The 23033-nt window shown below is 48.0% G+C and carries 25 protein-coding genes; 10 read left to right on the forward strand and 15 right to left on the reverse strand.

Going from position 1 to position 23033, the window contains the following annotated elements; all coding sequences use genetic code 11:
- Nucleotides 1-336 precede the first annotated feature (336 nt).
- From speB to AY633_RS05065, 3 genes are all read right to left on the reverse strand, one after another.
- Nucleotides 337-1209 carry an agmatinase gene (speB, locus tag AY633_RS05055; RefSeq protein ID WP_068464274.1) on the reverse strand — a complete coding sequence of 291 codons (873 nt, stop codon included), beginning with the start codon at nt 1207-1209 and terminating at the stop codon, nt 337-339.
- 1 nt (nt 1210) lies between these two features.
- Nucleotides 1211-2044, reverse strand: coding sequence for a spermidine synthase (gene speE, locus AY633_RS05060; protein WP_068487067.1), 834 nt, complete (start codon nt 2042-2044; stop codon nt 1211-1213).
- Nucleotides 2045-2460: 416 nt separating this feature from the next.
- Nucleotides 2461-2976 carry a YwhD family protein gene (locus AY633_RS05065; protein WP_068487069.1) on the reverse strand — a complete coding sequence of 172 codons (516 nt, stop codon included), beginning with the start codon at nt 2974-2976 and terminating at the stop codon, nt 2461-2463.
- 65 nt (nt 2977-3041) lie between these two features.
- Between AY633_RS05065 and AY633_RS05070 the strand changes: the two genes are divergently transcribed.
- Nucleotides 3042-3227, forward strand: a complete 186-nt coding sequence (locus AY633_RS05070; protein WP_068464286.1) for a 2-hydroxymuconate tautomerase — start codon at nt 3042-3044, stop codon at nt 3225-3227.
- A 317-nt stretch (nt 3228-3544) separates the two neighbouring features.
- On the opposite strand, the gene AY633_RS05075 is transcribed toward AY633_RS05070, so the two are convergent.
- The 3 genes from AY633_RS05075 to AY633_RS05085 are packed head-to-tail and all read right to left on the reverse strand — an operon-like array spanning nt 3545 to nt 6226.
- Nucleotides 3545-4051 (reverse strand): YwgA family protein, encoded by a 507-nt coding sequence (locus AY633_RS05075; RefSeq protein ID WP_068487071.1) that lies wholly within the window; start codon nt 4049-4051, stop codon nt 3545-3547.
- Entirely contained in the window at nt 4052-5356 is a 1305-nt protein-coding gene (locus AY633_RS05080) for an HD domain-containing protein (RefSeq protein WP_068487074.1), read from the reverse strand. It abuts the gene before it with no gap.
- 60 nt (nt 5357-5416) lie between these two features.
- Nucleotides 5417-6226: a lipoate--protein ligase family protein gene (locus AY633_RS05085; RefSeq protein ID WP_068487076.1), complete on the reverse strand. Its 810-nt coding sequence runs from the start codon at nt 6224-6226 to the stop codon at nt 5417-5419.
- A 170-nt stretch (nt 6227-6396) separates the two neighbouring features.
- Here AY633_RS05085 and hemQ point away from each other — a divergent pair, with 170 nt between their 5' ends.
- A complete protein-coding gene (gene hemQ / locus AY633_RS05090) occupies nt 6397-7146 on the forward strand; it encodes a hydrogen peroxide-dependent heme synthase (protein ID WP_068487077.1) in 750 nt (249 codons plus the stop codon).
- Nucleotides 7147-7302: 156 nt separating this feature from the next.
- Here hemQ and AY633_RS05095 read toward each other — a convergent pair whose 3' ends face one another.
- From AY633_RS05095 to AY633_RS05110, 4 genes are all read right to left on the reverse strand, one after another.
- Nucleotides 7303-8394, reverse strand: coding sequence for an acyltransferase (locus AY633_RS05095; protein ID WP_068487078.1), 1092 nt, complete (start codon nt 8392-8394; stop codon nt 7303-7305).
- Between the two features lie 460 nt (nt 8395-8854).
- On the reverse strand, nt 8855-9232 hold the full coding sequence (locus AY633_RS05100; RefSeq protein ID WP_068487079.1) for a DUF423 domain-containing protein: 378 nt from the start codon (nt 9230-9232) through the stop codon (nt 8855-8857).
- Between the two features lie 20 nt (nt 9233-9252).
- Nucleotides 9253-9519 (reverse strand): YwdI family protein, encoded by a 267-nt coding sequence (locus tag AY633_RS05105; protein WP_068487081.1) that lies wholly within the window; start codon nt 9517-9519, stop codon nt 9253-9255.
- A gap of 59 nt (nt 9520-9578) precedes the next feature.
- Nucleotides 9579-10253 carry a uracil-DNA glycosylase gene (locus AY633_RS05110; RefSeq protein ID WP_068487873.1) on the reverse strand — a complete coding sequence of 225 codons (675 nt, stop codon included), beginning with the start codon at nt 10251-10253 and terminating at the stop codon, nt 9579-9581.
- A 92-nt stretch (nt 10254-10345) separates the two neighbouring features.
- Here AY633_RS05110 and AY633_RS05115 point away from each other — a divergent pair, with 92 nt between their 5' ends.
- Together AY633_RS05115 and thiD are read left to right on the forward strand one after the other, a co-directional pair.
- Complete coding sequence (locus tag AY633_RS05115) at nt 10346-10633, forward strand: hypothetical protein (RefSeq protein ID WP_186008748.1); 288 nt, start codon at nt 10346-10348, stop codon at nt 10631-10633.
- Between the two features lie 60 nt (nt 10634-10693).
- Nucleotides 10694-11527, forward strand: a complete 834-nt coding sequence (thiD, locus tag AY633_RS05120; RefSeq protein WP_068487085.1) for a bifunctional hydroxymethylpyrimidine kinase/phosphomethylpyrimidine kinase — start codon at nt 10694-10696, stop codon at nt 11525-11527.
- 376 nt (nt 11528-11903) lie between these two features.
- On the opposite strand, the gene AY633_RS05125 is transcribed toward thiD, so the two are convergent.
- Together AY633_RS05125 and AY633_RS05130 are read right to left on the reverse strand one after the other, a co-directional pair.
- The gene (locus AY633_RS05125) at nt 11904-12914 is read right to left on the reverse strand and encodes an ABC transporter permease (protein ID WP_068487086.1); all 1011 of its coding nucleotides are present in this window, start codon (nt 12912-12914) and stop codon (nt 11904-11906) included.
- Nucleotides 12915-13787 carry an ABC transporter permease subunit gene (locus AY633_RS05130; protein WP_068487874.1) on the reverse strand — a complete coding sequence of 291 codons (873 nt, stop codon included), beginning with the start codon at nt 13785-13787 and terminating at the stop codon, nt 12915-12917.
- A gap of 126 nt (nt 13788-13913) precedes the next feature.
- Here AY633_RS05130 and AY633_RS05135 point away from each other — a divergent pair, with 126 nt between their 5' ends.
- The 3 genes from AY633_RS05135 to AY633_RS05145 all read left to right on the forward strand — a co-directional run bounded on the left by AY633_RS05135 (nt 13914) and on the right by AY633_RS05145 (nt 16656).
- A complete protein-coding gene (locus AY633_RS05135) occupies nt 13914-14264 on the forward strand; it encodes a YojF family protein (RefSeq protein WP_058382902.1) in 351 nt (116 codons plus the stop codon).
- Between the two features lie 12 nt (nt 14265-14276).
- A complete protein-coding gene (bshB2, locus tag AY633_RS05140; protein ID WP_068487088.1) occupies nt 14277-14957 on the forward strand; it encodes a bacillithiol biosynthesis deacetylase BshB2 in 681 nt (226 codons plus the stop codon).
- 346 nt (nt 14958-15303) lie between these two features.
- Nucleotides 15304-16656: a YjiH family protein gene (locus AY633_RS05145; RefSeq protein WP_068487090.1), complete on the forward strand. Its 1353-nt coding sequence runs from the start codon at nt 15304-15306 to the stop codon at nt 16654-16656.
- A 48-nt stretch (nt 16657-16704) separates the two neighbouring features.
- On the opposite strand, the gene AY633_RS05150 is transcribed toward AY633_RS05145, so the two are convergent.
- Nucleotides 16705-17649: an L-threonine 3-dehydrogenase gene (locus tag AY633_RS05150; RefSeq protein ID WP_068487092.1), complete on the reverse strand. Its 945-nt coding sequence runs from the start codon at nt 17647-17649 to the stop codon at nt 16705-16707.
- A 240-nt stretch (nt 17650-17889) separates the two neighbouring features.
- Between AY633_RS05150 and AY633_RS05155 the strand changes: the two genes are divergently transcribed.
- From AY633_RS05155 to AY633_RS05165, 3 genes are read left to right on the forward strand one after another with little or no spacing between them, the layout of a single operon-like run.
- The gene (locus AY633_RS05155) at nt 17890-18705 is read left to right on the forward strand and encodes an amino acid ABC transporter substrate-binding protein (protein ID WP_068487094.1); all 816 of its coding nucleotides are present in this window, start codon (nt 17890-17892) and stop codon (nt 18703-18705) included.
- Nucleotides 18692-19393: an amino acid ABC transporter permease gene (locus AY633_RS05160; RefSeq protein WP_068487097.1), complete on the forward strand. Its 702-nt coding sequence runs from the start codon at nt 18692-18694 to the stop codon at nt 19391-19393. Before AY633_RS05155 ends, AY633_RS05160 begins: the two co-directional genes overlap by 14 nt.
- Nucleotides 19394-19424: 31 nt before the next feature.
- Nucleotides 19425-20174, forward strand: a complete 750-nt coding sequence (locus AY633_RS05165) for an amino acid ABC transporter ATP-binding protein (RefSeq protein WP_068487099.1) — start codon at nt 19425-19427, stop codon at nt 20172-20174.
- 315 nt (nt 20175-20489) lie between these two features.
- Here AY633_RS05165 and AY633_RS05170 read toward each other — a convergent pair whose 3' ends face one another.
- Both AY633_RS05170 and AY633_RS05175 read right to left on the reverse strand, forming a co-directional pair.
- The gene (locus AY633_RS05170; protein ID WP_068487101.1) at nt 20490-21902 is read right to left on the reverse strand and encodes a YfcC family protein; all 1413 of its coding nucleotides are present in this window, start codon (nt 21900-21902) and stop codon (nt 20490-20492) included.
- Complete coding sequence (locus AY633_RS05175; protein WP_068487103.1) at nt 21899-23023, reverse strand: mandelate racemase/muconate lactonizing enzyme family protein; 1125 nt, start codon at nt 23021-23023, stop codon at nt 21899-21901. The genes AY633_RS05170 and AY633_RS05175 overlap by 4 nt, the downstream gene beginning before the upstream one ends.
- Nucleotides 23024-23033: the final 10 nt, after the last annotated feature.

Below are 23033 nucleotides of genomic sequence, written 5' to 3' on the forward strand. Positions count from 1 at the left end.
TCTTCCGCTTCACAATCTATTAAAAAAACGAAACAGCCGACCTGTTGGATGCCAGGCCGGCTGTTTCGTTTTCATGTTTAGCTACGTGGCAAAGAGCGCCGCTTCGCCAGATCGTCTTATGCCTGTCGAGGGCTCACAGGATGTGAGTCAGCTAAGCGTTGCGACAGGACGTCGCGCTCTTAGCTTAGCCTCCACATGGCCGCTTCCGCTTTTCTTCTGTCTAGCTCCAGCGCCCAGATTCTCGGGGTCATAAGCCACTCTGGCTGTGCGGCAAAAAGCGCCGCTTCGCCAGATCGTCTTATGCCCGTCGAATCTATACGGGCGCTTCCGCTTTTCTTATTTAACCCACCCAAGTATCATTTCTCGGATGAGTTTGCTTGCAGTGTTCGCGGTTTGGTCGGAATGGTCATAGACTGGTGCTAGTTCGACCAAATCGAAGCCGACGACGTTGACGCCGGATGCCGCGATGGCATGGATCGATGCAAGCAATTCACGCGATGTGATTCCGCCTGCATCGACTGTGCCGGTTCCTGGCGCGTGTGCCGGGTCGAGCACGTCCATGTCGATCGTGATATAAACCGGACGTCCTTCAAGTGTCGGAAGCACTTGCTTCAAGGGTTCGAGTACTTCGAATTTATACAAATGCATGCCTTGTTCTTTCGCCCATTCGAATTCTTCCTTCATGCCGGAACGGATACCAAACGAGTAAACATTTTTCGGGCCGATGTGATCGGCGATTTTGCGGATCGGCGTTGAATGGGAATATTCTTCGCCTTCGTAGTTTTCACGCAAGTCGGTATGCGCATCGAAGTGAATGATGGCAAGATCGTCGTATTTGCTGGCGACCGCTTTCATGACCGGAAGTGATACTAGATGCTCCCCGCCCATGCCCATCGGAATTTTATTGTCTTTCAATAAAGTGTGGACATACGTTTCGATCTCGAGCAAGGATTTTTCCGGGTTGCCGAATGGCAACGGAATATCTCCAGCATCGAAGAATTTCACATCTTCTAGTTCGCGGTCCAAATACGGGCTGTATTCTTCCAGTCCGATGGAGACTTCGCGAATTTTGTTCGGGCCAAAACGCGAGCCTGGACGGTAGCTGACGGTCCAGTCCATTGGCATGCCGTAAAGAACTGCTTTTGATTCTTCATAATTCGGATGGCTTTTGATGAATACTTTTCCTGAATAAGTTTCGTCAAAACGCATCTTATTCACCCGTCAAATCTTTCACAAATTTCGGCAACACAAATGCTGCGTCGTGCAATTCCCGCGTGTAATATTTGGTGTCGATGTCGTGGAAACGTTCAGCCGGAACTTCCAGCGGGTTGTATTTTTTCGACCCGATTGTAAACGACCACAAGCCGCTCGGGTATGTTGGGATGTTTGCAAGATAAAGTTTTGTAATCGGGAAAATCTCTTTCACGTCGCTTTGGACTTGTTTGATCAAATCTGGCGTGAACCATGGGTTATCCGATTGCGCGACAAAAATGCCGTCTTCTTTCAAGGCTTTTGAAATACCTGCATAGAAACCTTTTGAGAACAAGTTTACAGCCGGTCCAACCGGTTCTGTTGAGTCGACCATGATGACGTCGAATTCGTTTTCCGACTCCGCGATGTGCATGAAGCCGTCACCGACGATCACTTCTACGCGTGCATCTTCTAAGCCAGATGCAATCGATGGCAAGAATTTCTTCGAGTACTCGATGACTTTTCCGTCGATATCAACAAGCGTCGCTTTTTTTACTGATGGGTGTTTCAGAATTTCACGGATGACACCGCCATCTCCTCCACCGACGACCAATACGTTTTCCGGGTTCGGGTGAGTAAATAGTGGCACGTGTGCAACCATTTCGTGGTAGACGAATTCGTCTTTTTCAGAAGTCATGACCATGCCGTCCAAAAACAACATATTGCCCCATTCTGCTGTTTCAGCCATCTCCAAATATTGGAAATCTGTTTGTTCTGTATGAAGCGTTTTATTGATTTTCATTGTAATGCCAAAGTTTTCGGTTTGTTTTTCGGTATACCAGAATCCTGCCATGTATAATCAAACTCCTTTATTTATCAGATTGAAATCACCTTACAAAGTATAAGTGTTTTCCGCAAAAGTGCAATACTCTTTTCCGCCACTATTCTTTACCCGAACAGGCGTGGACTATGCATGCCTAAATGACTCGAGAAGCTCAGGCAGTTGCCGATTCCCTGCATACAAAAAGGCTTTCTGCAAAGGGAATCCATTCCCTGCACAGAAAACCTTTTTGGCCTGATGGGCGCGGAGAAAGTGACATGAGGCATTGGGCTTGGGTTTGTCGCAATGGCTCACAGCACTTGCCCGCTATCAGGTGTCCTAGCTTTCTAGTTGAAAAGCTGTACTCTCAGTTTACTTTTTTTTCGTCTCAACTTCAACTGCCTGAAGGACCGAATTTCAGGTTTCACATTCTGTTCAAAAATCTAACTTTACTGTAACAAATCACTATGCAATTGTTCTTCGCTGCGCTCCCACATTTCTGGGTTATGGGTTTTCAAGTAATCAGCGAGTACTTTTTTCGATGGCGCATCCATATGGTCAACAATGATTTTGCGTTTCATTGACTTATCCATCAAATTAACGTGGTCCGCCAAAATTTTATAGCCGCGGCGCTTTTCCCGGTTGACGACCATTTCACAGGCGGTGACCCCTGCATAATAAGGCCCTGCCGGATTGAAATCGATGGTGATCCAGACGAGCCAATAATTTTTTCCGCCCTCAGAATCTTCGCGGTTGGTCGTAAATTTGATGCCGCGTTCTGTTTGGCTTCTTGCGTGCATCGCGCCAATATCAAGTACCGCATCTTGTTCTTCGACGTCGATGATGAGCGGTGAAACGTTCTCGAGCGACAAGGAACCGATGCCGTAGCCTTTATGCCCGTCTGTCGGATCGTCTTTTATAATGGTGAATCCCAATTTCTTTTTGGGCTTTTCTTCATTTGCCATTTGTACAATTCCTCCATTCTGTATATGATTAGCCTAACATTCAATGAAAAGGAGCTGCATCCATTATGCCATACGTAACTGTAAAAATGCTTGAAGGCCGCACAGATGAACAAAAACGCGCACTCGTCGAAAAAGTAACAGCCGCTGTTTCTGAAACGACCGGTGCACCAACCGAAAAAGTTGTCGTCTTCCTCGAAGACTTAAAGAAAAGCGAATACGCGGTCAACGGTAAGCTATTAAGCGAAGAGTAGACAAAAACTCCCCTCGGGGAGTTTTTTTATGCACAAATAAATGGGCTCATCTCACTGCTCAAAAGTTAAATCACGAAATAGCCAGCTGATGTCAGTTTTGACCTTGTCGCATCTGCTCATTTTTTTCAATGAACCGGTATAGCCACCGCGCGAATACGGGTGAAGCGAAGCAATGAGACAGGTGGTTTTCCTGGCTTATTGCGGGAGCTCAACCCCAAGCGCGGCGGCGGTTCACAACAAGAGGCTTCAATCAAAGGGGGAGCCTTTTGAACAAGCACCATCCCCCTCGAAATATGCTTGATTAAAGAGGACACAAGTTACGCGAGCTTTAATTGTGCCAGTTCACCGAGAAAACGGTAAGCTTCCTCGATTTCAGTTTCGGTGAAGTTCAGTTTGCCTTTTACACTATGCAATTTGGCGATCTGTTCTTCACGCTCGAGATGGTCAAAATACAGAAGAGTCGAAGCGAGCTCCAGAAAGCGTGCGCTTTTGGCATTGAGCAAAGCGGCGGCTTCAGGGTTTTTCGGGATCGATGCCGCAACGGCTTGTCGGAATTCCATGCCTTCTTCCGTGACCGCGTATTTATATTGAACATAGGAACCTTTGTCTTCCAATGCTTCTGAAATAAAGCCCATATCGCATAATTCCTCAATGCGCGCCGTCAATTCTTCCGAATAGGGCCCGTAGATATGAAATTCGTATTTCTCTCTGAACGGGACATTGAGCTTTTTCATAATATAGACCATTTTCTGCAGTTTCTTTCGGCCGGTTACTCCTTCGGCCGTCGCGATAAAATCGACGATTCTTGCATGTTCTTGGAGCAACTAAATCCCTCCTTCTCTGAGCATCTCCAGGATTTGCTGCTTAATGGCTTTTTTCTTGCCATCGATCAACAATTCTGCTGGAAAATATAATTTATAATCGGTTCGGCGTTTGCCGGATATGGCGTCTACAATCTGGGACAACCTGGATAGTTCTTTAATGTCGCCGTTTGGCATCAATAATTGGATCGGCAGGCGCTCCTCTTCTTCTCCAGGGCGATAGAAGTCATATGGCAAATCGGAAGTCGAATCATCGATCAAGTAATATTCGGGATCGATACCCGCTTTTTTGAATAATGCCGAAAGCTCCCCGAGTTTCTTGTAGTCCGTACCGGGATCGAAATCGACGTATTGGAACAGGCGCCGGTTGACAAAACGCTCGCATAAATCAGCCAAAATCGGATCGCGTTCATTGATCCAAAGCTGGAAGTAAGTCATCAAGACCCCTTCATCGAGCGCTAAATAATCGGCCAGCGTAAAGCTGCGGTCGAAAAAGGCGAGAAAATGGGTCGGCGGCTGCTGGAATTCATAGCCGTTTTCGCTCAATTCCTTTGCCCGTTGCAAAATTTTCCGCAAAATGACTTCCGCGCTTCTTGCGACCGGGTGGAAATACACCTGCCAATACATCTGGTAGCGGCTCATGATATAGTCTTCGACCGCGTGCATGCCGCTCGATTTGATAACGACCTGGTCATCTAATGGCCGCATGACCCGCAGGATGCGCTCCATGTCGAAATGGCCATAGGAAACACCCGTATAGTATGCGTCCCGCTGCAAATAATCCATCCGGTCAGCGTCGATCTGGCTGGAAATGAGCGAGACGACTTGTTTATTGGAGTAGGTTTTGGCGATGACTTCTGCAACATCTGCCGGAAAATCAGGCGCAACTTTTTGCAAGATGCTGTTCACTTCCGTATCACCGGTCAAGATGGCACGCGTGAATTCTTCATGGTCCACGTCAAAGACCTTTTCGAATGAATGCGAAAATGGGCCGTGTCCGAGATCATGAAGAAGCGCAGCGCATAACACCGTCAAGCGCTCGCCTTCATCCCACTCCGGGCGGCCATGGAACACATCGTCTGAGATGCGCCGGACGATTTCGTAGACGCCGAGCGAATGGTTGAACCGGCTATGCTCTGCGCCGTGAAAAACGAGGTAGGATGTCCCGAGTTGTTTGATACGGCGCAAGCGCTGGAACTCTTTTGAGTTGACGAGGTCCCAAATCACTTGGTCGCGCACGTGGATATACCGGTGAACCGGATCTTTGAAAACTTTTTCTTCAGCTAATTTCTGTGTGGCGTAGCTCACGGGCACTCCTCCTCGAATCGTACTGGTTATTTTACACGAATCATCTGTTCATTCAAGCGTTCATTCGAGCATTTTTTCGTTGCGATCAAATACCCGTTTTAAATAAAACGAATACAATTCAAATTCTTCTTCTTGAAGCGGCATCGGAGCCGGCGAACCGAGCAGCGCATGTAGATCGAGTACCACTTCAGGCACGGTGATGTCACGGCCAAGCAATTCACTAAGCGAGGCCATAACTTCCGGCTGGATCTCGGGATAGCTGAATTTTGTATCTTCGCCCCCTCTGCCCGCTTCGTAAAATTTGCGAATCACTTCCGCCCGTTCAGCGCCGCTTCCTTCGATGCACAAATACACTTGCACCGCTATGCCGCGGCGAATGCGCCGCTGGGAAATGCCAGCAAATTTCTTTCCGCCAATGCTCAAATCGTAGCTGCCTGGGCAGTAGGAACCGACGATTTCGTAGGCATCGATTGTCGCTTCCGGAAACAATGCTTCCACCAGTTCGACCATGATATCGTAGCCTTGCGGAATATCGATCGCCCCTTCTTTTTCCGATAGAACGACGGAAATATTCAAGACGCCGGAATCGAGCACTACGGCAAGGCCGCCGGAATTCCGGACAATTCCTTGATAGCCGTTGTCTTCTAGTACTGCCATCGCTTTATCGATATGGGGCAAGCGATGGTCTTGGATGCCAAGTACGACCGTTTCATCATGCACCCAGGTTCTGACCGTCGCCGGACTTTTCTGCGAGCCAACCAGTTCACAAAGCGTGTCGTCCGCTGCGAACGATTCGAGCGCAGAGCGGTTGCGCGCACTCAAGGACTGGTCCCAAAAGCGCCATTTTTTATCTTCCATAAATAAAGCCATGCTGTCATTCTCCTCTTTTTGATTCACTCTTCTCAGTTTACCCTTTTCAATGCAGGCTGAAAAGGCGCTGCGCCCATGGCAAATTCGTGACAGGCCGCATTCGGATAGGAACTTCTCCGGTGCGTGTGATAAACTGGGAAAGAGATTCATATAAAAGGAGTGTTCTACTGATGAATGAAGCAGCAATCACATTAGACGGCTGGTACGTGCTCCACGATTTTCGTTCGATGGACTGGGTCGCATGGAAAATGTTGACCGATGAGGAGCGCCAATTCGCAATCGACGAGTTCAACAATTTCATGGACAAAGTTAACCAAGCTGATGACAATAAAACCGGTGCCCACGCCCTTTATTCCATCATCGGGCAAAAAGCAGACCTGATGCTTATGCTATTGCGCGAAACGATGGATGAGTTGCGCGAGCTCGAAACCGAATACAATAAATTGACTTTGATCGCTTATACAGTACCGACCTATTCTTACGTATCCGTTGTGGAATTGTCGAACTACCTGTCAGGCGACAGCAATGAAGACCCTTACCAAAACCCGCATGTCCGTTCGCGTCTGTACCCTGAGCTGCAACGCTCCCAGTACATTTGCTTTTATCCAATGGACAAGCGCCGCGAAGGCAATGACAACTGGTACATGTTGCCAATGCAAGAGCGCAAAGATTTGATGCTGTCTCACGGCAAAATCGGCCGCAGCTATGCCGGTAAAGTCAAACAAATCATTTCCGGCTCTGTCGGATTCGATGATTACGAATGGGGCGTCACGCTTTTCGCGGAAGACGTGCTCCAATTCAAGAAACTTGTCTATGAAATGCGTTTCGATGAAGTTTCCGCTCGCTACGGCGAATTTGGTTCATTCTACGTCGGCACGATTCTCGACAAAGAAAAAACCGTGAAATTCCTCGAAGTATAAATTTCTGATAAACGCCGCCTCCTTTCATCAGGAGGCGGCGTTTTTTTATGTGTTCACTACTAGTTGGCGGCGCAATCATTGAAGAAGTACCAGATTCAGCGAAATAACATAAAAAAGTTGCCTGCGTGTGCCGGCAACTTTTTTTATATCATGTCATCAAGCTTCCTTTAAGTCTTTGTTCCCGCTCTTTGTAGCGGGCTTGACCGTCTTGACAGAAGGAACGGTCAAGATAACGCGGCCAAATGGCAGTTTCTGTACCAGCAAAATGATGCCAATCGTAATAGCCATCACCACTACGTACCATAATGGAAACAACGAGAGCCTCCATACGCCCTCAGGCATATTGCGCTGCAGCATATTGATGACAAACGGGTGGATCAAATAGATTCCCATAGACATCGCGCCTAGCTTCGAAGCGACTGTATGGAGCAGTGGATTTCGCCCGACTTTCTCGGCAATCGCCATGATAAACAAAATGAGGATCGGCAAATTGATGATATTGGATACGCGGTTGGATCCTATGTAACGTCCCCATTCGTATTCAACTGCCGCAAAGTAAAGGATTAGCAGCACCCCAACAAACAAACCGACTCTCCACTTGTACGCCCACTGCTTCGCCGTTTCCCAGTTGTAGGCGAGAAATCCGCCAAAGATAAAGAAGAAAATCCACTTCGGCAAAAAGGCTCGCTGCTCGACGACTCTGGCAAGCAGCCCGTCAAATTGCGAAGGATCCATGTATTTCATCGCGTAAACATGAATGGCAGCAGATACCACCAAGGCGATCATCCAAGCTGCTTTGCTTCTGATCAATTGCAGCAAAGGGAAAATCAGATAGAATTGCAACACGATGGAGATGAAATAAAGATGGGAATACGTCTCCCCGAACGCCACCTCAAACAAAAATCGCTTGATTCCCGAATCCAGCGGGTTGGCCCCGAAGACGATCCATAAATAAAATAAGTAAAACGCGGTCCAGAACAAGAACGGAATGACGATTTTCTGCAGGCGCGACGAGAAAAAGCGCTGAAAGAAAAAGCCTTTGTTCCTCACTTGCAAAAACAATAACAGTCCACTGACGATGGCGAAAATCGGTGTCCCGAAACGGCTTGCCTGGTTGAGGAATAAAATAACATCCTGCCAATCGCCATGCTGAACATAATATAATGCGGAGACATGAACGAGCACGACCATCAAACAGCCTACTGCCCTCATGACATGTATATCAAAAATATGTGCTTGCTGTTTCATATACCTACATCCTTATCCGTTGATAAACCCTCACTCATTGTATGTCTACCTGCAATAGAGATACAACATATTTACAGAAACTTAACGTAATCCAGTAATATTTCCATTCTTCTGATCAATGGCAACATTTTGTCAGACACACAAAAAAACAGCCTGCACACGCTGTGTAGGCTGTTTTCAGGTTGTCAGGAAAGGTGAAAAGTCGTATTTTCCAAAGCTTATCGCTCGCTTTCCGTGGGCTCGCGCCCAAGCCTCCTCAGCCGCTTCGCGCCTTGCGGGGTCTCGGTCGTCTCGCTGATCCACAGGAGTCGAGCGAACGCTTCTCCAAATACTTAGAAAGGTTATTGAATGTTGAATATAGAAAAAGGTTCTCTCTTTCATAATTGAGAGCGATCTGCGGACTTCTTCAACACTCTGAAAACAGCCTGCACACGCTGTGCAGGCTGTTTCTTGTCACTCATTATAAAGCTTTCGCTGCGGCGATCATCAACATGACCCATCCTGCGATAAATGCAAGACCGCCGATAGGGGTAATCGCCCCAAGTACACTAATGCCCGATAAGCTCAGGACGTACAAGCTGCCTGAGAAAATCACGATTCCCGCGAGCATCAAATATCCCGCCCAGCTAAGTGAACTAAGTGGACCGATAAGCGCAGAACTCATTAAAATCGCAACAGCGATCAATCCGATCGAGTGAAACATTTGGTATTGAACAGCTGTCTGCCAGGTATCCAAGTATTTATCCGCTACGCGGCCTTCGAGCAAATGTGCCCCGAATGCCCCAAAAGCGACGGCAAGCAGCCCATTGACCGCTCCCGCTATCAAGAAAAATTTCATTGGTTTCGTCCTCTTTCCATTTAAAATTCAAACAGCGAATCGCCATTCGCTCCTTCTTCTTGCATTCTTTCAGCCGTCGGAACAGTCTGCGGCCGGTTCACCGTTTCCGTTGAAGCAAGCGGCACAGCACGCGGCTTTTTAGGTGCTTGCATACCGTCTTCAAGAAGCAGGTCGCATAAAGCCCGGATTGCGGCAAGCGATTCCCGAATCTTTTCAGGTTCGCCTTGCCGTGCACGGGCCGTGTGCTTATCGATTTCATCTAAAATACGTGTCGTTTCGATGCCCATGAATCATGGCCCCTCTCGCTGTTAGTCCCATTCAGTTTAACACGCGCCCGCCGGATTCGTCAGTCCAGGCAGAAGTCGATCGGCGCCTCTCCACGCGATTGTAACAGCTTGTTCACTTTTGAGAATGGCTTGCTGCCGAAAAAGCCGCGATGCGCACTGAGCGGGCTCGGGTGTGGTGCTTCAATAATGGCATGGCGTTCGGTATCGATCAGGCGTTTTTTCATCTGTGCCGGCTTGCCCCATAAAATAAATATGACGGGTTCTTCACGTGCCGACAATTTCCGGATCACTTCGTCCGTGAATGACTCCCACCCTTTCTTCTGATGCGAATGCGCTTGACCTTGCCTAACCGTCAGAACCGTGTTCAGCATCAAGACGCCTTGATCAGCCCATTTCGTCAAGGTTCCATCCACCGGCTTAGGACAGCCGATATCACTCTCCAGCTCTTTGAAGATATTGCGCAGGCTCGGTGGATGGGCGATACCTGGTTGGACAGAAAAGCTCAAGCCATGCGCTTGGTTCTCGCCATGATAAGGGTCTTGCCCGAGAATAACAGCTTTGACATCCCGGTACGCCGTATGTTCAAAAGCGTTCCAAATATCTTCTTTCACTGGATAAATCATTTCCTTGGCATATTCTTCTTTTAAGAACTCCCTCAATTCCAGGTAATAGCTTTTGCCAAATTCTTCACCTAAGATTTCCTGCCAGTCGTTGCTGAAAATTTGTTTAGTCATGATATTCATTCCTCCAATAAACGGCTTTTCTTCTCGATGCCGTTTTTTCTTAAGTTCCCCTTGCTGCAAGCGCTTCAATTCACCACTGCTGCGTGTTACGATGGAAAAAAGGGGCTGAACACGTAATGGCAGACTGGCGGCAAAAGATGTCCAATATTTCCAAAACGAAAGGCGACAGCGCACCCGAAAACGCCAAACGCGCCGGCATGGGCTGCCTGATCGGTTTGATTATCGTTACGGCTATTTTAACATTAGTGATGGCTATTGGCCTCTTCACTAATGGCCATTGGGTTATCGGGGGTTTTACGTTGTTATTTTCCCTTGCTTCAATCGGCACAGTGCTAGCCTTAGCTTGGCCACACAGGCCCAAACCGTTGTAAATCGCAAGGAATTTCTATAAAATTAGCTCAATGACTAAATAGCTTAAAGGAGATTGACTTATGACACTCAAAAAGACACTCACCATTGCAGGATCGGATACTTCCGGCGGCGCTGGCATCCAGGCCGACTTGAAGACGTTCCAGGAACACGGCACATATGGCATGAACGCACTTACTGTCATTGTCACGATGGATCCGGACAACCATTGGAGCCACGGCATTCATCCGATCGCGCTCGATACACTTGATGCCCAATTGAAAACAGCTTTCTCGACTGGCATCGACTCATTGAAAACTGGCATGCTGCCAACCGTCGACATTATCGAAATGGCTGGCAAGGCGATTGAAGCATCCGGCATTACCGATGTCGTCATCGATCCGGTCATGGCATGCAAAGGCGAAAACGAAGTGCTATTCCCAGAAAACGTCGATGCAATGGTCAAATACTTGTTGCCACACGCAAAAGTTGTTACGCCGAACTTGGTCGAAGCTGGCCAATTATCTGGACTCGGCGCGCTTCACACAGTGGAAGACTTGCAAAAAGCGGCGGAAAAGATTCATTCTCACGGAACGAAATTTGTCGTCATCAAAGGCGGCAAGCAATTGAAGCACGAAAAAGCGGCGGACCTTCTATACGACGGAGAAAAACATTACCTCTTAATAGCCGAGAAAACCGACACGACTTATAACCACGGCGCAGGCTGTACTTTCGCTGCGGCGATCACGGCGAACCTTGCAAATGGTCAATCGGTCAAAGACGCGGTCTACAACGCTAAGATTTTTGTATCCACAGCGATTGCACACGGCTGGAAGCTGAACGAATACGTTGGCCCTGTTATGCACGGTGCTGCGAATAAATTCCACAAAGCAGAAGTCGACGTAGTCGAACTATAATTTCACAAGTAGAAAGGGGCTGTCCCATAAGTCTCTAAAATAAAACAGACGGAGAAAAAGAAATTCTTTTTCTCCGTCTGTTTTTCATTTATCGGTGAGGAACCTAAAAGTAGCCGGCTGATGGGAATGGAGACGGCGACTCCAGCGGGAGCAGCGCGAGCCGAAGACCCTGGACTGAGCGAAGCGAGGGAAGCGGCTAAGGCCGTGCCCGCGGAAAGCGTCCGTCGAAATGGACATCAGCCCGTTCTTTAGAAGACGCAAAGGGGCTGCCCCTAAAAGTCACTTTTCGTGACCTTTTGGGACAGCCCCTTTTGTTATGCCGTTATACGCTTGAAATCATTTATTTGTCTTCTGGAAACTCCATGGTTCGGCAGCCTCATTTAGACTGGTTTTCATTTTTTAAGCGCACCATTTTCTCGCGCAGCTGCTCCCGGTTCCACTCGACTACCGGATCTTCTTGCGGTTGTCGGCGGATTTTCTTGATTTTAGGGTTTTTCGACCGTAAATAGCCTTCCATCATCAGCGACACTGAAAAAATAGCGAGGCCGATGCACACTACAGGGGCAAGTGGCAGCCAAGGAGCGCTTTGCAAGTAGCGAAAGCTTGAACCGAACAGTCCCGCCCACTCATAAGAAATTGACATCGGGGGATCCCCAAACATGGGATCGTAGCTGACTTTTGTTCCGCCCAAAAACAAATCCAGCAGTCCAAGATGTGCCAAGATGATAAAGGTCTCCATAACTTGCTGGCCATACAAGACAGCGATTTTCTCGCGCATTTGCGGGTAAAGATGCTTTCGGATAATCCGAAAACGTCCCGCGCCAAGGGTTTTCGCAGCTAGGATATACTCCTTATCCCGAAGCAAAGCAGCTTCATTGGCAACCAAAACCGAGACGATTGGAACGGTTAACAGCGCCATTATAATCACCTGTACCGAAATCCGTTCCGAAAGTGTGCTCGAAAATCCATTTTCCGGCATCCACAACAACGGCGTTAACACATAAGCCGCGAACAAGGTCAGCGGAATATAATGCATCGAGTCGGCAAAACTGGACATCCATTTGCGTTGTTTTTCGAAATAAGTTCCGAATAAGTATCCGATGGGCACCGCAATTGCCATCCGGACCGCCGCTATTGCTAATGCAGCCAAGATGGTGTATTTCGCCCCGAGCATCAATTTCCCCAGTAAATCATAGCCATATTGGTCAGTTCCCAGCGGATGCTGCCAGTTGGGGGAAATAGGGGCCGCTTCCACTGCACGGCCATCTTCCATTAGGTAATGAGTTTGCGCCGGGACATCGCCCCATACCCATTCGTACACAAAACTGCCAGCGAGGAAAAAACTCAAAATGAAAAATCCAAAAATAAAGTACGGTTGGCGCCACATTTATGCCACCGCCTTGTTCTGCCGGCGTGATACGAAAAACCATTCCCCGAAGCTATATAAGATGAACATCGGCAAGAAAAAGCTGAAAATGGTCACTAGAAAACCGAGCGGGTGCATATTTCCCCTGAGGAATAACATAATTCCTGGGAGGTTGAACATCAACTCGAGTACAAACAAGTTCGACAGCATGAACCACATCGTTCTCTTGGATTGAAAAAATACGCTAATGATGGCATTGCGAAACATATGGATGAGCACGATGTAGACTTTGGAAAATCCTAGTGCGTGGGCAAGTTCTACATACATCTGACGCTCTTCCTCTTGAAATGTCAGCATGGATAAGCGATAAAGTTGAATGGTCGGCAAAACTGCCAGACACAATACAGGCAGCCAGTAAATGCGATCCTCCCCGGCCACAGCAATTTTTGAAATCAACACGCCGGTTTCTTTAAAGAAAAAAATAACACTGAGCTGCGCCAGCATAATGATCAACAAATCCGGGACCGATTCCAAAAAATAAAGTATCATTTTCACCCGTTCCCGTATATTGTCAGACAGTAGCATAGTAACTATTGTGAAAGTTAATGAGGTTATAATGGCTACCAGCAAGGCTAAAAATAGAATTTCGAGTGAATACACAATATAGGCGAAAATATTCGGGAATAGCGGCATCTCTTGCCCCGCTCGGTAATTGAGAAACGCAATTTCTCCGATGGGCCAAAGCCCTTCCAATGTCTCGCGTATCGATTCCACATACAATCGTCCTCGCCATTCGCCTTCTACCCACCCCCTGATGAGAATCGGCAAACTGCCCGCCAGGATGATCCCAGTAATGGCGATACAGAAATTAGTTAAAAACTTCAAACCTTTCACCCCTTTTGGAAAATTCTCTCTTTTTTTAATTTTATCATCCATTTTTTCTGTTGCAAGCGTACTAATCGCATTCGGCTGCAGAGTTCCTTATACTATTAGAATACCGATTTAATTAGGAGGAACACCATGGAACTAGTAGAAGTCAACCAACTCCAAGCGGCGATCGATTCGTTCGTAGGCAAGGATGTCTACCTTCACTTGGAAACGACAAATGGCAGCTATGCCAGCCATTTCAATGAAGGCTTTTTCAATGCCGGCGCGTTCATCCGCAATGTTGTCATCAATTTTGAACTTGGCAAAGTCGTCGGCGACAGCCCACACCGTGTCGGGCTAAAACTTCCGCAAGGTTGGGTTTACGCACAAGGCATTACGCATTTTGAAATCGACGAAGAAGGCCGCTTGCTGCTCGCTGGCCACGACGGAACTGGAAAATTGGCGGTGGCGCTGCAACTTAGCGAAACACCGTTCAGCTATTAAGGAGGAATTGTAATGACCATCCCGAAAGAACGACATGTACTGGTCATCTTCCCTCACCCCGACGACGAAGCGTTCGGAGTGTCGGGAACGATCACGACCCATATTCAACAAGGAACGCCGGTTACTTACGCCTGTTTGACGCTTGGCGAAATGGGCCGCAACCTCGGCAATCCGCCATTTGCAACACGTGAATCCTTGCCAGCGATCCGCAAGAAAGAACTGCTCGCCTCAGCTGACGCGATGGGGTTGACGGACCTGCGCATGATGGGGCTTCGCGACAAGACCATTGAATTCGAAGATGATGAGAAAATGGTCGGCATGATGGAAGAACTGATCGAAGAAACCAAACCTTCCTTAATCATCACGTTCTACCCGGACTTTGCTGTGCATCCAGACCATGAAGCAACAGCGCGGGCCGTCGTCCGTGCAGTGCGGCGCATGGAAGATCGTCCAAAACTCCATTGCGTGGCCTTCGCCAACAATACGCTCGATGTGCTCGGGGAGCCTGACGTTGTGTACGATATCAAACCTGTTCGTGAACACAAGATGAACTCGATGAAAGCCCATATTTCGCAAACTGCATGGATGCTCGAGGAAATGGAGCATAAGCTGCAAAACGGCGACACCGAAACCGAAAACTGGTTAACGATGGAACGCTTCTATACTTATCGCTGGGATCAAGATTTCGAATAAATATCAAACCGTCTCCCGCCTTGCATATCTTTTCGATATTGCAAGGCGGGAGATTTTTTTATTTTCAAAGCCAAAATGCAGCAATTACCCTCACATGATTTGACCAACAACACCAGAATTCCGATCCATTTGTAATGGCCCATCGATTCAAAAAGCGATAGCCTAAACACCTCTCAATATTATCCATATTCAGCAATAAGATTTTCTTTCTAAAAATACTATTATTTTCTCTTGTTTTCAGATAATATAAACATTACTAATGACAGCGGTTCCAAAGGGGAAAGTGTTGTATAATTAGTATACTTTGCGTTTATTCATACAATAAAATGAAAAGGGGAATACTATTTTGAAAAAGTTTTCAGCTTCTACATGGTTATTATTCCTGATTCCGTCTTTATTGGGAATCCTATTGTTCCTCATTCCGATTCCGACAGAGGACGGATGGAAAGTCACAATTGCTGTGCTCGCAGGTCTTATGGCCGGAGCAATCGAATCGTTCGTTCCTTGGATCGTTCTCGCCATCTTGGTAGTCGCCGCAGTTGGCTCTTTGGCTTTTATCGCCAAGAAAGAGAACACTTCTGATTCCGTTCCATTTTTCGAGAAATTGTTCAACGTCAACTTGTTCTGGACATTGACGCGTGTTGTCGCCGCTGTCTTTGCATTTATGGTGTTATTCCAAGTCGGCCCAGAACCAGTGTGGAACGAGAATACCGGCGGCTTGCTCTTATCGGGAAGCGGCTTGCTATCCTTCTTGTTCACGATTTTCCTATTCGCTGGCTTGTTCTTACCGCTGCTCATGAACTTCGGCTTGCTGGAATTTTTCGGTACGATGATGGTCAAGATCATGCGCCCGTTGTTCCGCCTGCCGGGCCGTTCTTCTATCGACGCATTGGCTTCTTGGGTGGGCGATGGCACGATCGGTGTCCTGCTCACGAGCAAGCAATACGAAGACAATAAGTACACGCAGCGTGAAGCGGCGATTATCGGAACGACTTTCTCTGTCGTCTCGATTACCTTCGCCATTGTCGTCATTGAAGAAATTGGGCTTGGCTCTTATTTCCTCCCGTATTACGGTACAGTCATTCTCGCCGGGGTGATCTTAGCACTGATCATGCCGCGCATCTATCCGCTCGCACAGAAAAAGACAGAGTTTATGGACGGCTCCCCGCAGGAATCGCTTTCTGAAGACGTGCCGAACGGTCAAGGCCTTGCCTCTCACGGACTTGGTAAAGCACTTGAAAAAGCGGATCGCAACCGCTCTGTCGCCGAGTTCTTTAAAGATGGCATGAAAAACGTGCTCGATATGTGGATTGGCGTTGCGCCTGTCGTTATGGCGTTCGGTACGATTGCCTTGATTCTTGCGGAATATACTTCGACTTTCACTATTCTCGGTGCACCATTTGAACCGTATTTGAATCTACTCGGTGTTCCTGAAGCTGCAGAAGCTGCACAATTAATGGTCGTTGGTTTCGCGGATATGTTCTTGCCAGCGATACTTGGTGCGGGCATTGAATCCGAATTGACTCGCTTTGTCGTTGCCACTATGTCGGTTACGCAATTGATTTACATGTCCGAAGTCGGCGGCTTGCTGCTCGGCTCGAAAATTCCGGTCAATATTTTCGATTTGATCGTCGTTTTCCTCTTGCGCACAGTTATTGCCTTGCCGATCATTGTCGGTGTCGCACACTTATTATTTTAATCAAACGATAAAAAAGGCGCTTTCCGGGATTCGGAAAGCGCCTTTTTCTTATGCTTGTTGTAATTTTTGCTTTAGTTTTTCCAGCATGTCTGCTGTCATGGCATCTAAGTCGTACGAGGTGGTGAAGTTCCATTCGTCTTTTGCTGCACTGGCGTCGATGCTATCCGGCCAGCTGGCAGCGATTGCCTGGCGCGCCGGGTCGACGTCATAATCCATTTTGAAATCCGGGATATGCTTACGGATTGAAGCCGCGATCTCTTCCGGTTCAAAGCTCATGGCCGTCACATTGAATGCGTTGCGATGCACTAGCTTATCCGCATCGGCTTCCATCAAATCGACAATCGCCTGCAGCGCATCTGGCATATACATCATGTCCATGCGGGTGCCTTGCGCGATATAGGAAGTGTAGCTGCCGTTTTCAATCGCTTTGTAATAAATATCTACGGCATAATCTGTCGTTCCGCCGCCGGGAAGCGCCACGTTCGAGATCAAGCCAGGGAAACGGAGGCCTCGGGTATCGACGCCGAATTTTGTGAAGTAATAATCACACAGTAATTCTCCCGCTACTTTATTGACGCCGTACATCGTTGTCGGACGCTGTAGCGTGTCCTGCGGAGTGTCATTTTTTGGCGTTGAAGGCCCGAATGCACCAATCGAACTTGGCGTGAAAAATTGCATACCGAGTTCACGGGCCGCTTCAAGGGCATTTACTAATCCGCCCATATTCAAATTCCATGCCAGTAGCGGCTTTTCTTCTGCAGTCGCAGACAATAGCGCTGCCATATGGATCATTGTGTCGGCATTGAAATCCCGTGCCAAAGTCAACATCCGTTCTGCGTCTGTCACGTCAAGAATTTCAAAAGGCCCGTTCTGATTTTCAGATAGACGGATATCTGTCGCCAACACGTTTTCCGCACCATATTCCTTACGTAATTTGCCCACTAATTCCGAGCCGATTTGCCCTAAAGCTCCAGTCACCATGATTCGTTTCATTTTTCATACACTCCTTTTCGAGAAAACATTTGTCCGCTGTATAAACACATATTTATCTTTCAAAATGCCTTTATATCAAGCCTTACGTTAGAGCCATTATAAATTGTTCTCTTTAAAAAAACAATGGCTTTTGCATATTTCCCTCTTCCGATTAAACCTACTATACAGGTAAGCTTTATTATGTTTAAATAGAACAACAACGCCATAAAGGCAAAAATTTAATGAAATGGGGAACCACCGATGAAGAAACAATGGGCATTTCTGCCGATCGGCGCAGCTGCATTATTTCTAGCAGCTTGCGGATCTTCCGACAGCGCAGACAACACAGATTCAAACAACTCAGAAGGCGAAACGGACTTGCTCGCCGAAATCCAGGAAGAAGGAACTTTGGTTATCGGGACTGAAGGAACCTACCCTCCTTTCACGTTCCATGACGACAGCGGAGAATTGACAGGCTTTGACGTGGAAATTGCCAGTGAAATCGCGGACCGTCTCGGTGTCGAAGCGGAATTCCTTGAAACGCAATGGGATGCGATGTTCGCAGGCCTCGATGCTGAGCGTTTTGATATGGTCGCCAACCAAGTCGGCATCAATGAAGAACGTCAGGAAAGCTACGATTTCTCCGATCCGTATATCACTTCTACTGCCGTTCTTGTTGTAGCAGAAGGCAATGAAGAAATCCAAAGCTTTGATGATTTGGAAGGCAAGCTCTCTGCGCAATCATTGACAAGTAATTACGCCGAAACAGCTACTTCCTACGGCGCGGAGCTTGAAGGCGTTGAAGGCTTTAACCAAGCGATCGAATTATTGGTATCGGGACGCGTTGATTCAACAGTCAATGACAATTTGACGGTCTTAGATTTCCAGAATCAACGCCCGGATGCAGGCATCAAAGTCGTCGATAAATCTGACGATGCGGCACAAAGCGCGTTATTGTTCCGAAAAGGTAACGAAACATTCGTCGATGCAGCAAATGAGGCCCTTGCTGAAATGATCGAAGACGGTACGTACGAAGAAATCTCCAATAAGTGGTTCGGCGAAAATGTACTTGAATAGTATTTTCTCAAACCCTGAACGGTTGGAGCGGCTCGGCGACATCGCCCAGTCCTCCTTCCTGCCATTGATCGAAGCGGCTGTGCAATTTACGTTGCCGCTTTCGGTCATTTCTTTTATCCTCGGGCTGTTCCTGGCGGTCATCACTGCGCTTGCCCGCATTTCCACCGTCCGGATTTTCCAATGGATTGCGCGTGTTTACGTTTCGATCATCCGTGGCACGCCGCTGCTCGTTCAATTATTCATTCTGTTTTACGGCTTGCCGACGGTTGGAGTCACCATTGACCCCTTCCCGGCTGCCGTTATCGGATTCTCCTTGAATGTCGGTGCCTACGCTTCTGAGGTCATCCGTGCAGCGATCCTATCGATTCCGAAAGGCCAATGGGAAGCAGCCGATACAATTGGCATGTCTTATTCCCAAGCCTTGCGCCGCGTGATTTTGCCTCAAGCTTCACGCGTTTCGGTGCCGCCGCTATCCAACACGTTTATCAGCCTCGTCAAGGACACTTCCCTTGCTGCATTGATCTTGGTGACGGAAATGTTCCGCGTCGCTCAGCAAATCGCTGCGACCAATTATGAATTCCTGCTGCTTTACGGGCAGGCAGCCTTGATCTACTGGGTCATCTGCTTCTTGCTGTCACTCGTCCAAGGGCGATTGGAAAATCGTTTTGACCGCTATGTTTCCCGCTAAACCCACATCGATTCACAGATAGGAGTTTATTATGATTTCAATAAAAAATTTGCATAAAAGCTTCGGCGAGCTGGAAGTGCTAAAAGGCATCGACCTCGATGTCGAAAAAGGACAAACGATCGTCGTCATCGGCCCTTCCGGCTCCGGAAAAACTACGTTTCTCCGCTGCCTCAATATTTTGGAGCAGCCGAGTGACGGCACGGTAGAAATTGGCGGACTTGTCGCTGACTTTTCAAAGCCGATGTCGAAGAAACAAATCATGGCTTTTCGCAAGCAATCCGCGATGGTATTTCAGCATTACAATCTGTTTCCGCACATGACCGCACTGGATAATATTTTAGAAGGGCCTGTGACCGTCCAGAAAAAAGACAAGGCAAAGGCAAAGAAAAAAGCACTCGCCTTGCTCGAGAAGGTCGGGCTGTCCGACAAAGCTGACGCCTACCCGCATCAATTGTCAGGCGGTCAGCAACAACGCGTCGGCATCGCCCGTGCGCTCGCACTCGAACCGAAAGTGATGCTATTTGATGAGCCGACTTCAGCTCTCGACCCGGAACTTGTCGGAGAGGTGCTTCAAGTCATGAAAGATTTGGCGCAAGAAGGCATGACGATGGTCGTTGTGACACACGAAATGCGTTTTGCCAAAGGCGCCGCCGATGAAGTATTGTTCATGGATGGCGGACGCATTGTCGAACGCGGCACACCGGATGCTGTATTCAACCATCCGCAGGAAGAACGCACGCAACGCTTTTTAAATTTAATTCAAGACACGGATACCATTTAAATAATAAAAATCCCGAGTGCATGTGGCACTAGGGATTTTTAGATTATTAAGAAAGTTGAAAAGTCGTATTTTACGAAGCTTATCGCTCGCTTTCCGTGGGCTCGCGCCTAAGCCTCCTCAGTCGCTTTGCGCCTTGCGGGGTCTCAGTCGTCTCGCTGATCCACTGGAGTCGAGCGAACGCTTCTCCAAATACTTAGAGAGGTCGTTGATTTTTCATTGCGGAACAGTCTCCCACTCTTTTCATTAATAGAGGATAATGGACTTCTTCAACACTCTGAAAATCCCCAGTGCATGTGGCACTGGGGATTTTTTTCTTTACGAAACGCCGATTGTGACGGCGACGACGAGTGCGACAAGTGCGATGACGAGCCAGCCCACGATGAGTTTCCAAACAAACTTTACCCATTTGTCATACGGAATGCCGGCAACGGCCAGATAACCCATCAATGCGGCGGAAGTCGGAATGATGGAATTCGTGATGCCGTCGCCGTATTGATACGCCAACACTGCGACTTGGCGTTCAATAGCCAGCAAATCCGAAAGCGGCGTCATAATGGGCATCGTAGTTGCCGCTTGCCCACTGCCGGACGGGATGAAGAAATTGATGACGACTTGCGTGAAAAACATGCCGATGACCGTCAAGGCATTCGGCAAACCACTGATAACGCTGGATAAACCATTGATCATCGTATCCATGATGACCCCTTGTTCCATGATGACCAAAATCGCCCGGGCAAACCCGACGATCAAGGCACCGAAGACGACTAGTTTCATGCCATCAATAAACGCATCAAACATGCGGTTGACGCCAAGATTGCCGACAAGTCCTGCTGCAAAGCCGATAATGATAAATGAGGCGGCAAGTTCAGTCAAGTACCACTTCCATTCAAACACACCATAAACGTTGATGCTAAGGCCAATTGCAAGAAACAGGAAAACCATGCCATGGCGCCAGTTGAAAGCACCCAATAGCTCTGCTTGGTCTTTAGTCGACGATTTCTTCGCCCGTTTCTCGATTTCGTAAATCACACTTTGCGTCGGGTCTTTTTTCACTTTCGCTGCATAGCGCATTACATACCAAATCGCAAAAGTAAGGAAGAAAATATAGGCGCCAAAGCGGAATCCGATGCCTGAGAATACTTGCAGTTCTGCAATGCCTTGGGCAACCCCTACCGTAAAGGGATTGAGCATCCCGCCGATAAAACCGGATGCTGCCCCGAGTGAAACCATCGCCGTACCGGTCATAGCATCAAAACCGATAGCACGTGCTACCGCAATGCCGATGGGAACGAAAATGATGACTTCCTCAGCCATGCCGATTGTTGCACCCAAGATGGAAAACAAGATCATCACAATGGGAATCAGAAACTTTTCTTGCCTCTCGAGCTTATCGACCACTTTGGCGATGCCCGATTCGATCGCGCCTGTTGCACGGATAATACCGAACGCTCCGCCGACTAGGAAGATGTAGAAAATGATATTCGATGCTTCTGACATCCCCGTCGGTATCGCTTTAAATAAGTCGAAGAATCCAACCGGGCTTTGCTCTACTTGAGCATAGGAATTGTCGACAACGACCGTTCGGTTCTCCACTTCCTCCCGTTCATACTGCCCCGCTGGAATCAAATACGACGCGACCATCGCCGCAATCATGATCAAAAATAAAATAGCATATGTATGCGGAACTTTGGATCCGCTCTTTTTTAACTTCTGTGGTTTTTCTGTCATTCGTCATTGCCTCCTACTGTACACGATTTAACCGTCAATTTTTCCAATTGCATCAAGTCGATGTCAATGCCCAGCCCAGGCTTTCCGCTCAATAATACGTGTGGGTGCACATACTTTAAATCGCCAATTTCTTCGCTATACAATAACGGTCCCGTCAATTCCGTACTTTCAATATTCACGCGTGACATCGCGGCATGATAGCCTGCACTCGAGGCGACTGACGATTCCACCATTGAGCCGATTTGGCACAACATGCCGGCAGCTTCTGCCGTTTTCGCCATTTGCACCGCGTGGAAAATGCCGCCGCATTTCATCAATTTGATGTTAATGACATCCGCTGCATCGAGACGAATAATTTCAAGCAAATCTTCCATCGACTGCACTGTCTCATCCGCCATGATTGGCACTGCTGTTTTCTTTCGCACTTCAGCCAAGCCCCGAATATCCCCCATCCGAATCGGCTGTTCAATCCAGCTGATGCCTGCCGTTTCCAGTTGGCGAATCGCGGCAACCGCCGTTCCGACCGATTTCCATCCTTGATTGACATCGACACGAATCGGCATATCTGGGCCGACTTTCTCACGCACCGCCAAAATACGGTCCACATCGAGCTGTGCATTGCCCGCCCCAACTTTTAACTTCAGCGAACCATAACCCGCTTCGACGGCCTGTTGTGCTTTTTGTGCCATGACTTCAGGCGCCTCAATGCTCAAGACACGCGGATAGGACAGATGCTCTTTCGACTGACCGCCCAGCAAATTATAGACCGGCTGCCCCGAAGCTTTGCCCATCAAGTCATAGCAAGCGATGTCGACTGCGGCTTTTGCTGCCGGGTTGCCCGCCAAGATTCCGTTCATTTTATAGTGGATTGCTTCAATATCGAACGGGTTCATGCCGATGACTGCTGGCAGGAATAATTCCTTCAGCACTTCGTAGCTTGCTGTAAAATACTCGCCTGTTACATGCTCATCCGGTACAGCCTCTCCGTATCCGACCAAACCGTTATCCGTCTCCAGTTCAAGAATCAAAGACGGCATATCCGGATAGGTCGCATAGGAGATAATGAATGGTTCATGCAAAGGAAAACGCACTGCATGCAATCGTGCTTGAATAATTTTCATAATGAAGCCC

It is taken from the genome of Planococcus maritimus (assembly GCF_001592825.1).
Lineage (GTDB): Bacteria > Bacillota > Bacilli > Bacillales_A > Planococcaceae > Planococcus > Planococcus maritimus_C.

Coding starts and splice junctions, on each gene's coding strand:
- AY633_RS05085 (WP_068487076.1), bottom strand. CDS start 6,226: ATGGCTTTATTTATGGAAGATAAAAAATGGCGCTTTTGGGACCAGTCC.
- thiD (WP_068487085.1), top strand. CDS start 10,694: ATGACACTCAAAAAGACACTCACCATTGCAGGATCGGATACTTCCGGC.
- AY633_RS05065 (WP_068487069.1), bottom strand. CDS start 2,976: ATGGCAAATGAAGAAAAGCCCAAAAAGAAATTGGGATTCACCATTATA.
- AY633_RS05135 (WP_058382902.1), top strand. CDS start 13,914: ATGGAACTAGTAGAAGTCAACCAACTCCAAGCGGCGATCGATTCGTTC.
- hemQ (WP_068487077.1), top strand. CDS start 6,397: ATGAATGAAGCAGCAATCACATTAGACGGCTGGTACGTGCTCCACGAT.
- bshB2 (WP_068487088.1), top strand. CDS start 14,277: ATGACCATCCCGAAAGAACGACATGTACTGGTCATCTTCCCTCACCCC.
- AY633_RS05125 (WP_068487086.1), bottom strand. CDS start 12,914: ATGTGGCGCCAACCGTACTTTATTTTTGGATTTTTCATTTTGAGTTTT.
- AY633_RS05095 (WP_068487078.1), bottom strand. CDS start 8,394: ATGAAACAGCAAGCACATATTTTTGATATACATGTCATGAGGGCAGTA.
- AY633_RS05175 (WP_068487103.1), bottom strand. CDS start 23,023: ATGAAAATTATTCAAGCACGATTGCATGCAGTGCGTTTTCCTTTGCAT.
- AY633_RS05155 (WP_068487094.1), top strand. CDS start 17,890: ATGAAGAAACAATGGGCATTTCTGCCGATCGGCGCAGCTGCATTATTT.
- AY633_RS05170 (WP_068487101.1), bottom strand. CDS start 21,902: ATGACAGAAAAACCACAGAAGTTAAAAAAGAGCGGATCCAAAGTTCCG.
- AY633_RS05105 (WP_068487081.1), bottom strand. CDS start 9,519: ATGGGCATCGAAACGACACGTATTTTAGATGAAATCGATAAGCACACG.
- AY633_RS05165 (WP_068487099.1), top strand. CDS start 19,425: ATGATTTCAATAAAAAATTTGCATAAAAGCTTCGGCGAGCTGGAAGTG.
- AY633_RS05110 (WP_068487873.1), bottom strand. CDS start 10,253: ATGACTAAACAAATTTTCAGCAACGACTGGCAGGAAATCTTAGGTGAA.
- AY633_RS05100 (WP_068487079.1), bottom strand. CDS start 9,232: ATGAAATTTTTCTTGATAGCGGGAGCGGTCAATGGGCTGCTTGCCGTC.
- speB (WP_068464274.1), bottom strand. CDS start 1,209: ATGCGTTTTGACGAAACTTATTCAGGAAAAGTATTCATCAAAAGCCAT.
- AY633_RS05150 (WP_068487092.1), bottom strand. CDS start 17,649: ATGAAACGAATCATGGTGACTGGAGCTTTAGGGCAAATCGGCTCGGAA.
- speE (WP_068487067.1), bottom strand. CDS start 2,044: ATGGCAGGATTCTGGTATACCGAAAAACAAACCGAAAACTTTGGCATT.
- AY633_RS05160 (WP_068487097.1), top strand. CDS start 18,692: ATGTACTTGAATAGTATTTTCTCAAACCCTGAACGGTTGGAGCGGCTC.
- AY633_RS05070 (WP_068464286.1), top strand. CDS start 3,042: ATGCCATACGTAACTGTAAAAATGCTTGAAGGCCGCACAGATGAACAA.